The organism is Bartonella sp. MR63HLJHH (assembly GCF_042194155.1).
Classification (GTDB): Bacteria; Pseudomonadota; Alphaproteobacteria; order Rhizobiales; family Rhizobiaceae; genus Bartonella; species Bartonella grahamii.
In genome coordinates this window covers 1-14995 of record NZ_JBHIMN010000018.1, presented here as the reverse complement: position 1 = coordinate 14995, position 14995 = coordinate 1, and the positions used below count along the sequence as shown (strand labels likewise).

General features: G+C 40.4%; 8 protein-coding genes and 3 pseudogenes. 8 read left to right on the top strand and 3 right to left on the bottom strand.

Going from position 1 to position 14995, the window contains the following annotated elements; genetic code table 11:
- The 8 genes and pseudogenes from ACFIKQ_RS08570 to ACFIKQ_RS08535 all read left to right on the top strand — a co-directional run.
- On the top strand, window positions 1-5025 hold a 5025-nt coding region (locus ACFIKQ_RS08570; protein WP_404978540.1), incomplete at its 5' end, for a DUF637 domain-containing protein.
- Window positions 5026-5031: 6 nt separating this feature from the next.
- Window positions 5032-8344, top strand: a pseudogene (locus tag ACFIKQ_RS08565) (DUF6990 domain-containing protein).
- A 50-nt stretch (window positions 8345-8394) separates the two neighbouring features.
- Window positions 8395-8976, top strand: a complete 582-nt coding sequence (locus ACFIKQ_RS08560; RefSeq protein WP_375656270.1) for an SMI1/KNR4 family protein — start codon at window positions 8395-8397, stop codon at window positions 8974-8976.
- Window positions 8977-9028: 52 nt separating this feature from the next.
- Window positions 9029-9604: an SMI1/KNR4 family protein gene (locus ACFIKQ_RS08555; protein ID WP_375656269.1), complete on the top strand. Its 576-nt coding sequence runs from the start codon at window positions 9029-9031 to the stop codon at window positions 9602-9604.
- A 46-nt stretch (window positions 9605-9650) separates the two neighbouring features.
- On the top strand, window positions 9651-10136 hold the full coding sequence (locus tag ACFIKQ_RS08550; RefSeq protein ID WP_375656268.1) for an SMI1/KNR4 family protein: 486 nt from the start codon (window positions 9651-9653) through the stop codon (window positions 10134-10136).
- A complete protein-coding gene (locus ACFIKQ_RS08545; RefSeq protein ID WP_375656267.1) occupies window positions 10133-10597 on the top strand; it encodes an SMI1/KNR4 family protein in 465 nt (154 codons plus the stop codon). The genes ACFIKQ_RS08550 and ACFIKQ_RS08545 overlap by 4 nt, the downstream gene beginning before the upstream one ends.
- 108 nt (window positions 10598-10705) lie before the next feature.
- The gene (locus tag ACFIKQ_RS08540; RefSeq protein ID WP_375656266.1) at window positions 10706-11173 is read left to right on the top strand and encodes an SMI1/KNR4 family protein; all 468 of its coding nucleotides are present in this window, start codon (window positions 10706-10708) and stop codon (window positions 11171-11173) included.
- Between the two features lie 5 nt (window positions 11174-11178).
- A pseudogene (locus ACFIKQ_RS08535) lies at window positions 11179-13134 on the top strand (DUF6990 domain-containing protein).
- 205 nt (window positions 13135-13339) lie between these two features.
- Here the strand turns inward: ACFIKQ_RS08535 and ACFIKQ_RS08530 are convergent.
- The 3 genes and pseudogenes from ACFIKQ_RS08530 to ACFIKQ_RS08520 all read right to left on the bottom strand — a co-directional run bounded on the left by ACFIKQ_RS08530 (window position 13340) and on the right by ACFIKQ_RS08520 (window position 14611).
- Window positions 13340-13741, bottom strand: coding sequence for a hypothetical protein (locus ACFIKQ_RS08530; RefSeq protein WP_375656265.1), 402 nt, complete (start codon window positions 13739-13741; stop codon window positions 13340-13342).
- A gap of 284 nt (window positions 13742-14025) precedes the next feature.
- Window positions 14026-14313: pseudogene (locus tag ACFIKQ_RS08525) on the bottom strand (virulence-associated protein E); the annotation flags it as partial.
- 97 nt (window positions 14314-14410) lie between these two features.
- On the bottom strand, window positions 14411-14611 hold the full coding sequence (locus ACFIKQ_RS08520) for an AlpA family transcriptional regulator (protein ID WP_011180791.1): 201 nt from the start codon (window positions 14609-14611) through the stop codon (window positions 14411-14413).
- Between the last annotated feature and the right edge of the window lie 384 nt (window positions 14612-14995).

Here is a 14995-nt window from a genome sequence, read left to right as displayed (position 1 = left end):
AACCAAACGGGGCGCATCGTTGCGCAAGAGCGGATAGAGCTCTCAACTGATGGCACCTTGACACTGGGTGAGACAAGCCAAATTGGCGGCTATGATGTGGCACTGAAGGCAGGCACACTCACCCAAGCTGGGCTTATAGAAGCGCAAGGTGAGGAACTTACTCTCGAAAGCCACGGTGATTTAACCAATAGCGGCACGATAGCAAGCAATGGCGCAATCACTGTGAATGCGCAAAACACTCTGAACCAAACGGGGCGCATCGTTGCGCAAGAGCGGATAGAGCTCTCAACTGATGGCACCTTGACACTGGGTGAGACAAGTGAGGTTGGCGCCTATGATGTAACGCTGAAGGCAGGCACACTCACCCAAGCTGGGCTTGTGGAAGCGCAAGGCGGAGTACTTACTCTCAACAGCTATAATGTTTTAAGCAATTCCGGTATCATGGTGGGCGGTGTTGTTGATGCGAAGCTTGGTTCTTTAGCAAATTCAGGTCAGCTTTTAGCCAGTGACAGCTTTACGCTTATAGCAGAAAGCCATGATCCGTCATTGGGGCAAGCTGCTCTGGTTTTAAATGGTGAAGACGGAGTTCTCAAAAGTGGTGGCGCTTTTGTTTTAACCGCAGATGTTTTGGACAATGCCGGCAGTATTGGTTCAAGTGGTGATGGGGTTGCGCTCAATGTGAGCGCTGATATGAGCAATAGCGGGCTGATTTATGCCAAGAAATCTGCCATTTTCTCCTTAGATGGGGATTTTATCAATAAGTTTGCCGATGTCATTGCTGAAGACAATCTCATCATCCGTGGCTTAAGTGGAGAGCGAGCTGGTCATGTGATCAACAGCTCAGGGCTTTTAGAAGCCGTATCCGGCGATATGACCTTCGATGTCTCAGCGCTTACCAATGTGCGCGAAGGTGGGGTTGAAGTTACCGATAAAGTGGTTAATCGCAATGTCCATGAAACATCACATACCGAAACAGATGGGTGGCTTTTTGTTGATACAACTACCACAACTACCAGAGTTACAACGACGGTTAGTCAGCAGCAGCCTCATTTTACCAATAATGCTGCCCAGATTTTAGCAGGGCGTCATCTCACGGTTCATGCCGGCGATATCCGTAATAGCTATAGCTTAATTGCTGCCAATGGCAACATTGTGATGCATGGCGATACGCTGCTCAATGAGGGGCGTGATTTAACCGAAACAACCAAGATTGAGACGACAACACATATCGAAACTACATCTAGTGATATTTTGGGTGCAGGGCTTATTCAATTAGGAGATACAGACACATGGGAATATGTTGATAATCCTGTAATAACCAAACGCACTTATGATGCTGTTTACGGGACGATTGAAGCGGGTGGCACTCTTGATGTCAAGGTTACAGACACTCTTGACAATCATGCGGTGCGTGAGGGAGCCGGTCAAATTGGCTTAAGCTCTGGCAATAAAGGCTTGACTGGCGTTAAAAATACTGACTTTGATGGTTTTAAACCGTCGATCAGCTATAGCTCTGGCGATCAAGGTTTGGCTGGGGGACAAACACCCGATTTTGACGGTTCCAAACCACTGATTAGCAATGATCGATTGGACGGTATTATCAATGGTTTGAAAGGGCACAAAGGGCTTTTTGCACCGAGCATCCAAACACCCGCACCAGAATCCATACAGGTACCAACGCAAAATGGGCTTAGCTCTGTCAAGACAGAGTTGGCTGGCAGCCAATCACCGGATGTGCCGTTTTTAATCGAGACGCGACAGGACTTTATCAACCCAAGTAAATTTTTAGGATCGGACTATTACTTAAAAAAGATTGGCAATTATAAGCCTGAGCACGTGTTTAAAAGATTGGGCGATGCTTATTTTGAATATCGTCTGGTGGGTGAGCAAATCTTTGAGCTAACAGGCAATCGCACTCTTCTTGATGTTGAAGATCCCAATGCTCAAATGCAAAGGCTCTATGACAATGCTGTGGAGCAGCAGGGTCCTTTGGGGTTAGAGCTAGGCAAGCCCTTAACGCCTCAGCAGATTGCTGGGATCAAAAAGGATATGATCTGGCTTGAAATTCACCTTGTCGACGGACAAGAGGTCTTAGTGCCCCACGTTTATTTGGCACCAACCTCCTCTTCAGAACAAGGGATAAAAAACGCACAAGGATTGCAAGGAAATCTTGCTAGTGCACGTTTGAAAGGGAATGGGGTCACCTTGAATGCGGACCGTCTTACCAATAGCGGTGCTGTGGTAAGTGATGATGCACTGCACGTTTCGACTACGCAAACTTTGTTCAATAATGGTGGGTTTTTAGATGCCAGAGGTGCTGTAGAGCTCACCAGTAACGGTCTTTTAGCCAATTCTTCCGGTGTTATTCATGGTGATACGGTTACCATGACGGGTGATACGATTGTCAATAGCACCGCTAAAATCCGTGACACGAATGCATATGGTTTTGGTGATCGAACTGGGCAGAAGGGACAAATTCTCTCTGATCATGAATTAAACATCCAATCCCTTAGTGATCTTGGCGCAGAGGGTGGGGAATTCACCAGCGGCGGTTCGACGACGATGATTATCGGTGGTTCTGCCACGTTTAGTGCATTGGCGCTAGAAAGTGAACATGAGCAGACATTGGAAAAAGGGCATTATAACGCCCAAAGCAGAGAGCACCGTTTGAGTGAAGTTAACAGTGGGGATGATCTTAACGTTGTTACGAACGACGACCTCATCATGGATGGGGTTAAGGTAAAAGTAGAAGGTAATGGGAATCTCACCAGTGGTGGTGCTTTCACGCTGACTTCGGTGCAAGACGTTAACAGTTTTGACTTGGATCTTAGGGGCAAAGAAGGCGACAAATCGAAACAAAAGAATAAGTTTCGTCAACAATCAACTGAAGTTACCACAAACAAAAGCACGGTGGAGTTTAGCAAAGACCTCTCCATACACGCGCAAAATGGGGATCTCACACTTGGTGCGGCAGGGCTATCAAGTGGTGGTCAGACGCATTTGACATCAGATAATGGGAAGATCAAGTTTCTCACCAACAAGGATCAAGATTTTAAGGATGTTTATCAGCGTAATGAAAACCTTGTGTGGTGGAGTGAGGGTGACAAAGGTTACCTTAAGGAGACCATCGAGCATGTCACCATAGATGCTAAGGGTGGCATGAAGCTTGATGCAGGCAATGGCTTTGTTGTTGAATATGAGGCAACCGGTGATTTAGACAAATCCCTTGAGCAATTGTCACACTCTCCAGGCTTGGCATGGATCAAGCAACTGCGTGATGATCCAGAATTATCCAAGCAAGTTGATTGGCAAGCAGTTCGAGCTGAGTTTAAAGACTGGGATTATAAAGCCCAAGGGCTGACAGAAGCCGGTGCGGCTCTCGTGGCCTTGGCTGTCACGGCGGTTACGGGTGGAGCAGCCTCGGGCGCTGCCAGTGCCATTACCGGTGCTTTGGGGCTTGGCTCGAGCACCGCCATGAATGCGGCGATACAGGCAGGTGTCCAAGCGCTGATTAACAAAAGCGCTGTGGCTCTTGTCAATAATCGCGGCAATATTGCCGGCGCCTTGCATGAGCTTGGTTCTTCCAAGAATATTCTCAGCATTGTTTCGTCGATGTTGACAGCGGGCTTAACCAGCCAAATAACGGAAATGGTTGGTGTTGGACAATCTTTGCCAAAAACCGCTCCTTTTGTCGATCGTATCGCCCTTGAAGCGGAAAAGAACCTGATCAAAGCCGCTATTGGCACAGGCGTGCAAACGGCTCTTGAGGGTGGCTCTCTTGACAAGAACTTTTTTAACAATCTGCGCATCGCCCTGTCTGATACGGTTGGCAAATCGTTGGCAGAAGAAATCGGTACCGCCAAGGCAGAAGGCAAAATAGATACGATCACACAAATTGTTGCCCATGCTGGTCTTGGCTGCTTAAAAGGCGCGGTTGCGAGTGGCGCTTGCTCTGCCGGTGCTATCGGCGGTGCTGTGGGTGAAGCCACAGCCATGCTCCAGTTTCAATTGTGGTCTAAAAATTTAATACAAAAAGAAATAGCAGCATTGAATGGTCGCCCGCTAACCGTAGAAGATCAAGCGCGCATAGGTCAAAAGATTAAAGAGCAATTTTCTGACTTTAGAGACCACACCATTGATGTTGCACGGGCTGCGGGGGGCGTTGCCGCTGCCCTTGCTGGTGGTGATGTTAATGCCGGAGCCGATGCCGCAGGTAATGCTGCGGAGAATAATAGCCTTGCATTAGCAGCACCGCTTGTTTTAGAGGCTGGAGCAGTTGTATCTTCCATAACTCCTGTAGGATGGGCAATTCTGTTAGTAGGTGGTGTAGTTGTTGTCGTATCCTATTTGAATAAAGATATTGTTGCTACAACTGATCCCCTTGGCAATTTAGCTGTTGCATCAAAAAATGCAGAAGAAGATAGCGAAAAAACAAATCAAAGCTCAAAAGAAGAAAAAAATAAAGATTCTCAAACGGGCAATGAAAATCCACAAAACAATAATGATGATGATAATGATGGAAAGGGTAAAAAGCTTAATAAAGGTAGGAAATATCATGACAAAAAACGCGATGAGGAAAAACAAAGATTAGAGGAGGAAGGATTTTCACCAAGCGAGGGAGAATTAACGATTGAAATTGAAATTACGACAGATAAAGGCACAATTAAAGCAAGAACACGTCCTGATATTACTTATATTGAGGATGGTGAACCTGCATTTAGTGAGACAAAAACTGGTAAAGCCAAATTAAATGAAGTGCAGAAAGGTTTAAGAGAAATATGTAAAACAACAGGAAGCATAAAATTTTGTGGCTCTAAAGCTGAAGAGTATCTTAAGCAAAAGAAAGAGAAGTTTAATAAATACCAAGAAAATCTCAAAAAATTTATAGAAAAGGAGAAACCAACTGAGGATCAAATAAAAGTATTTAATGAAGAGTGGCCTAAAAAACAATTGAGTAAGAAATGGGAAAAAGGACCACGCAAATATAAACTCAACAAATATCCAAGTTATTTAGAAGAAAAGTGAAGTATTATGCAAACCAAAGATGTAACTGAGATTTTAAAAAAACATAGTTGGGAGCCCCATCGCGATGAAGTTGGAGATACATTTGCTTATTATCATCTTTCTGATCGTATAATACGCATTCTCTATGAGGTTGTAGATTATGGAGAAGATGGTGGAAAGTTGTGGCTATCAGTTTCTCTTACCACCGCCGCTTATTGCCTTGCTGGGGAATATTCTAGAGGTGAACAGTCGCGCTATAAATATGACGATATGTTGATTTCTGCAGAAGAAAATTTTGGAGTTACGGCACAGAATCTTTCAGAAAGTCATATCGAGGACGCCTTAAACAAAGTAATTGCTTGGGCGCAAGCACAGGATATTGAACAAAAATTACGTGAAGAAGCCGTCAATCATTCTGCTGTTGCAAAAGCATTGCTTGGTGATATTGATGCTTTAAGATCTGATAAACCGGCACCCCAATTACATGTTCCAGAATTTGCGGATTACGCAACCATAGAATGGATTGATCGCCTTATTTTATTTGCACAAGCCTATAAGAATGGGGAGTTAGACGATATTCTAACGCGCAAAAAGCCCAAAAAGCGCTCGATGAGCCTTACTGCAGCAAGCCGTATTCTCAAAACGCAAGGGTGGTTTTCTACGGAACTTGGAAAGATGTGGCTCTCTTTGCCTGATCGTTTTATTCAGTTTGATTTTGGTTTTGTACGTCTTCATGATAATTACAATGTCCGTCTTGAAGCTGAGATTTCTAACGAAGAGATTTCTGTAGCTTGTCGTTGTATGCGCTATAGGGGAGAATATAATTGGATACGACCTACGGATATTTATAAGTCTTTTAACACGATTGGGGGAGGGATTTTTAGTGGTTTTGGTAAAGGAATTGATATTTGTGTGGGAACATTAAATGATCACGAGCTTATCAAAATTTCTGAGCGGATAATACAATGGGCACGCACCCAAGACTTGCAAGCATCGATAGAAAGTAAAACACTTGTTAAAAAATATAGTTACGATATAGACATAGTCTGGCATTTAGCTTGTTTAGCATTAACAGGTAAAATTGATGTGCTGAAATCTTATAAAAAATTTTTAGAAGCTGGTACGATTTCTGAACATTTGGATGATGATGAAGTAGAAAAATATGTTAACCATGCCGTTGAATTTGCTGAAGAACATCTGAAAATCCTTAATGAGCGAGAGGCAGCAGAAGCACATCTTAGTCCACAAGTTTTGATTACTTTCAATAAAGTTGCAGAGCAATTAAAAGAAATGGGTTGGACAGTTTATCGTGATACAAACTACAATCGCAATGCTTATTTTATAAGTAAAGACCGTATCATCAATATAATGTATAACCTTCAAAGTGATGAAGAAGAGCCGATTGTTGCATTTAAGGCTTCCCTTTCAACACTTGGCTTTTCCACTGCTCATAGAGAAATTTTCTATAATATGCCTCAATATATAGCCCTCAAAGAAGCAGAAGAAGTTTATACAGTTTCTAGTACTGAATTGGATGAAGGCAAGCTAAAGGAGATTTGTACAGATATACTTGAGTGGGCTGATCGGCAAAATGTGAATCAAATCATCTATGATTATGTAGCTTTTCCCCCAGACAGTGAACTTGATCTTGTAGCGCGTCACCTTATTGCGCTTGTTTTGATTGGGGATGTTGAAAAGCTCAAATCTTATAAAGAGAATTTTAGAAAGGGAAATCCTTTAGGTTTTGTGGAAGAAATCTCAAAATATAGAATTGATAATCTCCTCACTCTTGCACGGGGTTATCGAGTAGGTTTTCCGAAAAATGCACCGATTTTGAGTTTGGATCCGCAAACAGCATCTGTTGCTTCTAAAACAACTGCTGTTGAAGCGGCAGAGGAAGTGGATGAAGCAGATGACACTGATGATCGTCTCACCATGGAAAGTGCTCATGCACTTTTAAAAAGCCTAGGCTGGTCAACCGAGAAAATCAATGAGAATGATTATATGGCAAGCTATCAATTGGCTGATCGTGAAGTAGATATTCTTTATAACGACGAAATTGCTAAAGATTACCCGCAATTTGATAGCGCCTTTATGATTAGCACGGGCATTCTTTCCACCGCTTGTAAATTCATTGATCCTACCCACACGGAAGATATTCCAGATATACAGCTTAATTTTGAAGCCAAGGGATTAGAAATCTTTGAACCAGAAGTCACTGCGGATCGTTTAACACAGGCGCTTGATGATGCTTTAGAATGGGCGGTAACAGACATTGACCTTTCTAAAAGACTTCGCTCTGATTATGGCGCTGCTCCTTGGGAAAAAGGCGCCACGTCCAAAGCAAACGATACGGATTATGCTTTACTTCATCTTGGCGCTCTTGCTTTATTGGGTGATGTTGAGACCTTACAATCTTATCAGAAAAGCTTTACGGCAGGTGATCACCTAGGCTTTGACGAAAGCATCAACAAAACCCACCTTGAACGTGCATTAGCTTTAGCCAAAGAAGTAGCAAAGGTGAAGCAAGTGAGCTACGCTTTAATTAAACAGGTGGCAAAAGGATTTCGATAATCACTCAGAGTTTTCTAGCGAGGAATATGAGCGAGCGGGTGCCGGTGGATCCTTTAAAGCCGGTGTTGAATTCGGAAAATTATTGACTGAAGTAGCAACGCTGTTTTTGGGAGGTGCTGGAGCAGCCAAGGGAGCCATAAAGCTTGGCAACAAGGCTGTGATTAAGTTCATTGCTAGGAAAAATCTTGCCCAATTCGCTTCCAAGAAAAATCTTGCCAAACTTGCAGCTCAAGGAGATCCTGCCAAACATGCGGCGAAGAAAGAACTAACTAAACTCGCTGCTAAAGAAAAAAAGCTTTGGCTAAAAAAGAAACCCACTAAATTTACTGATAGCAAATTTGGACAGACCTACACAGTTTATCGGAGAGACGACCAGTTTGATCCTAACCAAATTGTTAGTTGGACAGTAAAGAAGAAAAAGGTGTGGGGTACCAATATTGAAAGGACAAAAACAGGAAGAGCACCTATGGGGTTTGATGGCAAGCCTGTTGAGTTGCATCACCTAAAGCAAACCCCCGATGGACCCCTAGCGGAAATGAGCCATGAATTTCATAAAAAATATACTTCTGTTATTCATGCTAATCCAAAAACACATCAATCGCTTATAGAGAGAAAAAAGTTTAAGAAGCAGAGAAAGGAATATTGGAAAGAATACGGCAATGGGCATGGAGAACAAAAAAACAGTAGTTTAGGAGGAATAATTGATATGAAATGGGGTATCATAGGTCTAAATTTTGACAGATGGGGACAGGAGCACCGGCAGTAGTGATCTACGGTTGATGAAAAGAGAGAAAAAAGAAGTTTGGAGAATAATTGATGAAAACCTATACCTTAGATGATGTTGCAGTATTAATTGATAAAGTGAATAAATATGATGATGATATTATCAATTTTCGTACTGAAGATGATGCAGTTGATGATCTCGTGATTGAAAGGGCGGAGAAAGCTCTCGGTTTACAATTTACATCTTCTTATAAGAGTTTTTTGAAACATTATAAAGGTGGGGACATTGCTGGTTATGAAATCTTTAGTCTTTATGAGCATCCTATAGGTGTTTCTGTTAATGATATTGTTCACCAAAATTTAAATTATTACAGAAAACATGGTTTTGCGACACCAGAACAGCTTGTCGTTAACAGAACAGATTTTGGTGAAACCTTTTATTTTGATTATACGCAGTTTCGGGATGGTGAATGCCCACTTTATGTCAGGCTTCCATCTGAAGATTGCGAATATTATGCCAGTAATTTTTATGAATTCCTTTGCAAAAGAATTAAAGAAAGCGTGGGAGTTGAGATACCTGATGGTGATCAACCAATTGAAAAGATTGAGAACACTCCCACTCCGCAACCTATACCTTTTTACAAGAGTTTTTGGAAAAAACTATGGAAGAGGTGAAATTGATAGAGGAAATATGGAGCGTTTATAACGCACGTTTTGAGGATCATCTATGAAAACCTATACCTTAGATGATGTTACAGTATTAGTTGATAAATATGAAGGTGATATTGTTAATTTTGCTAGCAAAGATAAGGAGGTTGATGATCTCGTGATTGAAAAGGCGGAGAAAGCTCTCGGTTTACAATTCACATCTTCCTATAAAGTTTTTTTAAAACATTATAAAGGCGGGGACATTGGTGGTGAAGAAATCTATAGTCTTTATGAGCATCCTATAGGTGTTCCTTTTGATGATATTGTTTTTCAAAACTTAAATGATAGAAAACGTGGTTTCGCAACACCAAAACAGCTTATCGTTTGTGATGCTGCTTTTGGTGAAACCTTTTATTTTGATTATACGCAGTTTAGGGATGGTGAATGCCCACTCTATGTCATGCTTCCATCTGAAGATTGCGAATATTACGCTAGCAATTTTTATGAATTCCTTTGCAAAAGAATTAAAGAAAGCGCGGGAGAAGAGATACTTGATGGTGACCAACCAATTGAAAAGATTGAGAACACTCCCACTCCGCAACCTATCCCTTTTTACAAGAGTTTTTGGAAAAAACTATGGAGGAGGGGCAATTGATAGGGGAAATATGGAGCGTTTATAACGCACGTTTTGAGGTTCATTTATGAAAACCTATACCTTAGCTGATGTTGCAGTATTAATTGATAAAGTGAATAAATATGATGATGAGATTATCAATTTTGGTACTGCAGAGGATGCAGTTAGTGATGTACGGATTAAAGAGGCAGAAAAAACTCTCGGTTTACAGTTTACAACTTCTTATAAGGATTTTTTAAAAAATTATAAGGGAGGAGAAATTGGAGGTGATGAAATATTTAGCATTTATAACGCAAGTTTTGATAAGTGTCCTGCTGGTGATATTGTTTTCTATCATTTGACGGATATAAAAAATGGTTTCGCAAAACCAAATCAGCTTGCCGTGAATAGAACTGATTTTGGTGAAACATTTTATTTTGATTACTCTCAATTTCGGGATGGTGAATGCCCAATCTATGTCATGCTTCCATCTGAAGATTGCGAATATTACGCCAGTAATTTTTATGAATTCCTTTGCAAAAGAATTAAAGAGCACGCAGGGGAAGATTTATGAAAACCTATACCTTAGATGATGTTGTAGTACTAGTTGATAAATATAGCGATAGTATCGATTTTGGCTCGACAGATGAAGCAGTTGATGATGCACTGATTGAAAAAGCAGAGAAAACTCTTGGTTTGCAGTTTACGTCTTCCTATAAAAGTTTTTTAAAAAATTATGGAAGAGGGGAAATTTGTGGTGAGGAAATATGTAGCGTTTATGATACAAATTTTGAAATTGTTCGTAGTGATGATATTGTTTATAAAAACTTAAATTATAGAAAAAATGGTTTTGCAACGCCACAGCAACTTATTGTTAATAGAACCGATTTTGGAGAGACATTTTTCTTCGATTATTCTCAATTCCAGAATGGAGAATGTGCACTCTATTTTGATTTTCCACCCAAAGATCCACAATATTATGCAAGTAACTTCTATGAATTCCTCTGTAAAAGAATTATAGCTAATTTGGAATGACGCTTTTTGTCGGGCGGTTTCCTTTTGAAATACACTGTTAAAGCCGTCATTCTTTTTTGTTTTCAAAAAATGCAAGAATTGTTAATCCCTTTTAGGGGGGAAGGACTTATGAAAACCTATACCTTAGCTGATGTTGCACAATTAATTAATAAGTATCCGGATGTTATCGACTTTGGCATTGCAGAGGATGCACCTGATGATATATTGATTGAAAAGGCTGAGAGAACTCTTGGTTTACAATTCACTTCGTCCTACAAAAGTTTTTTAAAAAATTATGGAGGAGGAGAAATTGGAGGTTATGAAATTTTTAGCATTTATAACGCAAGTTTTGAAGATAATCCTGCTGGTGATATTGTTTATTATCACTTAACAGATATAAAAAATGGTTTAGCAAAACCACAGCAGCTTGTTGTCAATAGAACAGATTTTGGTGAAACCTTTTACTTTGATTATACTCAGTTTCAGGATTGTGAGTGCCCGCTCTATCTTAGATTTCCACCTAGCGATCCCCAGTATTACGCAAGTAATTTTTATGAATTTCTCTGTAAAAGAATTATGGAACATGCTGGGGGGTAATGACGATGCAAACCAAAGACGCAACAGAGATTTTAAAAAAAGTTGGTTGGGAGCCCCATCGCGATGAAATGGGTGATATGTTTGCTTATTATCACCTCCCCGATCGCATAGTGCGTATTCATTATGGTGTCATAGATTATGGACGGGATAGCGGAAGATTGTGGGTTTCTGTCAGTCTTACTACTGCTGCTTATTGTCTTGGCTGTGAATATGCTAACGGTAAAGAATCTCAACCTCTATATGAGGATATGCTGATTTCTTCAGAAGAGAATTTTGGAGTTACAGCACTGGAGTTTTTTGAAAGCCATGTCAAGGTAGCTTTAAACAAAGTGTTAGCTTGGGCGCAAGCACAAGATATTGAGAAAAAATTACGTGAAAAAGCTGCTAATCATTCTCTCGTTGCAAAGGCTCTACTCGGCGATACCGAAGCTTTAAGGAATTACAAACCTACACCTCAATTATATACACCAGAGTTTTCTGATTATGAAAAGATGACACAGGTTGAGCGCGTTATCTTTTTTGCTGAGGCTTATAAAAATAACGAATTGGATGACATTTTAACACGCAAAAAACCGAAACAGCGTTTGATGAGTCTTACAGCAGCAACGCGCATTCTTAAAACCCAAGGGTGGTTTGCCACAGAGCCTGGAAAAATGTGGTTGGTTTTGCCCGACCGCTTTATTCAATTTGATTTTGGTTTTATCCGTCTTCATGGTGATTACAATGTCCGTATTGAAGCTGAAATATCTAATAAAGAGATTTCTGTCGCTTGCCATTATATTCACGATAGTAGAAAATGTAGGCAGATATCAGCTACAAATATTTATCAGTCTTTTAATACGATTGGGGGAAGGGTTTTTAGTGGTGTTGATAAAGGGATTGATATTCGTGTAGAGACATTAAATGAGCAGGAGCTTATCAAAATTTCTGAGCGGGTAATACAATGGGCGCGTGCTCAGGATTTAGAAGCAGCGATAGAAAGCAAAGCGCTTGTTCAAAAATATAGCTCTTGTCCCGATATCCCATGGCATTTGGCTTGTTTAGCATTAACAGGTCAAATTGATATCCTGAAATCCTATCAAAATGCTGTGAAAGTAGGTACGATTTCTGAATATTTAGATGACAATGATGTGGAAAAATATGTTAATTACGCTGTTCAATTTGCTGAAGGACATCTGAGCATTTTAAAGGAGCGAGAGGCGGCGGATGCACGTATTGATGTACAATCTTTAGCTCTCCTTAATACAGTTTCTGAAACATTAAAAATGATGAACTGGACAATTTATCGTGATAAAAACTACAATCGTAATGCCTATTTTATAAGCAAAGACCGTATCATTAATATAATGTACAGCCTTGATACAAAAGGAAAAACACCGATCGTTATATTCAAGGCTTCACTTTCAACACTTGCCTTTTCCACTGCTCATAGGGATGTTTTTCCCGAGAAGCCTCAATATATAGCTCTCAAAGAGGCAGAAGAAGTTTATACAGTTTTTAGTGTTGAAGTTGAAGAAGGCAAACTAAAGCAAATCTGTGTGGATATTCTTAAGTGGGCTGATAACCAAAACACCAACCAAATCATTTATGATTATGCGGCTTTGCCAACAAATAGTGAATTTTGCCTTGCAGAATTTCACCTTATTGCACTTATTTTGACTGGCAATGTCAAAAAACTTAAGTTTTATAAGGAGAGTTTTCAAAGAAAAAACCGTCTAGGCTTTGTAGATACTATCACAAAATATGATATTGACAACGCGCTTACTCTTGCCCAGCGTTATTGAACAGGTTTTCCTAAAAACGTTCCGATTTTGAGCTTGGATCCGCAAACAGTATCTGTTGCCTCCAAAACAACTTTTGTTGAAGTGGCAGGGGAAGTGGATGAAGCAGATGATAATGATAACTATCTCACCATGGAAAGTGCTGATTTTTTTAAGCCTTTCAAAAGAAAGGGATTATAATCATAAGAAATGCTATCAAAACTATTATGGTACTTAGTTTTGAAGGTTTTGAGGGTTCCTTTTCCCCCCTTATATATTTTTTTCAATCAAAAATAAAATAATACATATAAGAAGCACCCCCAAAGCCCCCCAAAACTAATGATGGGGAGTGCTTTGAAGGTTCACTGTTATATTGTTTAATATTTTATAAGATTTCCAAATTGCCTCAGTGCGATGTCTTATGACTTTTCACTAAAGGATGCTGTTCATAACGTATGATAGGTCGACTGCCTTGGGAGCTATTGTCTCCAGAGATTTCACGAATATAGTTACAACGGCATAAAAGCTCTAAAGCTTGCTTAACAGCTTCATTGTCTTTTAAAGAAGTCCAATCACGTTTATAAACATCCCTTGCTGTAAAAACATCGGGCAAATGATCATAACGCTCGACAATTAATGTTGTATGCTCTGCTGTTAATGTATCCTCCGAGGTATAAAGACGTTTGGCATGACTTAACAGATAGTTTGACCAACGCAACGCTGTTGTGATGGCATAGAGTCCAAATTCAAAACGACCACTGTCAAGAAGTTCGAAAGTCAAGGTAAGGCTTGCTATGCTCTTAGGCATTTTCAAAAGATGCGATTGTAAGCTTTCGAAGTGACTACCTCCTTTTGCCTCTCTATGAATATGCTCCAATCATTCATAAAATTTTTCTTGTGCTTTTGGTATAAAACGCATGATCAGCGGATGTTTGGGAGAACCCAGTCGTTTATCACGAAAAGAACAAACACCCCTTCATATTTTTGCTAGCCCTCTTGATTGGGAGCTCTATCAACCAATTACCAATCTTTTGTATCATCGAGACACACCAGCATTTGAAAACGGTGCAATAAACCGTCATCGTTTATTCTACGGTGTGTTGCTCGTTTGAAATCAGCACAAAACTGTTTGGATAAAGAAAGCGTCTGATTATAAGCTTGTTTTCCAAGCAAGCCAATTCTAATGAGCGCTTGTATGATCTCTCTAAAAGAGCAGCCAGCATAACAATAGAGTAAAAGACGCCCATCATGTCCATTGGCAAGGGATAAGCTAGGCAGCCTATCATCATGAGCAGGGCAACGAGCACTTCCATAACGCCCATGCCAAACCCTCGGCACAGCACGTGTAATGCCCTGCACATTCGTAAAAGAAAACATCATTTTTGATCTTATAATGTTGCGTCATAGGACGGATTGTGCACTCTCCAGGGTGATGAGCTTGAGAAAGCCTTGTCCGTCCTTATGTGACAAGTTTTTTTTATGCCGCGTCACTTTGACGTTGCTGTTTTGCTTGCTCGATTACATTGATAAGATCTGATTGTAACCAACGCGATAAAAAACCAAATTTTAAAGGTTTTGGGAGAGAGCCATTAGTTACATGACGGCGGAATGTTGAGACACTCATATGAAGCAATTTTGCACTTTCACGGTCTGTCAAAAGAATATCATTTTCTGTCATACTAAAATCCTTTCAAAAGTAAAAAAATGAGAACAAATCATAACCATTTATTAACCATATTTTGGTTCATTTTTGAAGGTATTTTATTTATAGAAAACAATATTTTATCATACAGTTTCTGATGTGATAATTTATGAATCTTATTGAGAAAGAATGAGAGACAAGAGAGTTAAAGTTATCCACAGATAATGGGGTTATGCACCCCATATCTTAAGATTGACCCGTGACATAAGCCGCCCATTTATCCATATAGACACGGCGCTGTTCTAGATAATCAGTCCGACGATAGGCACGCTCTACTTTACCCCCGACCGTATGACTTAGAATGGTTTCAGCGACCTCATAGGGGGCATCGGTTGTTTCAGCGAGCCAATTGCGTAAACT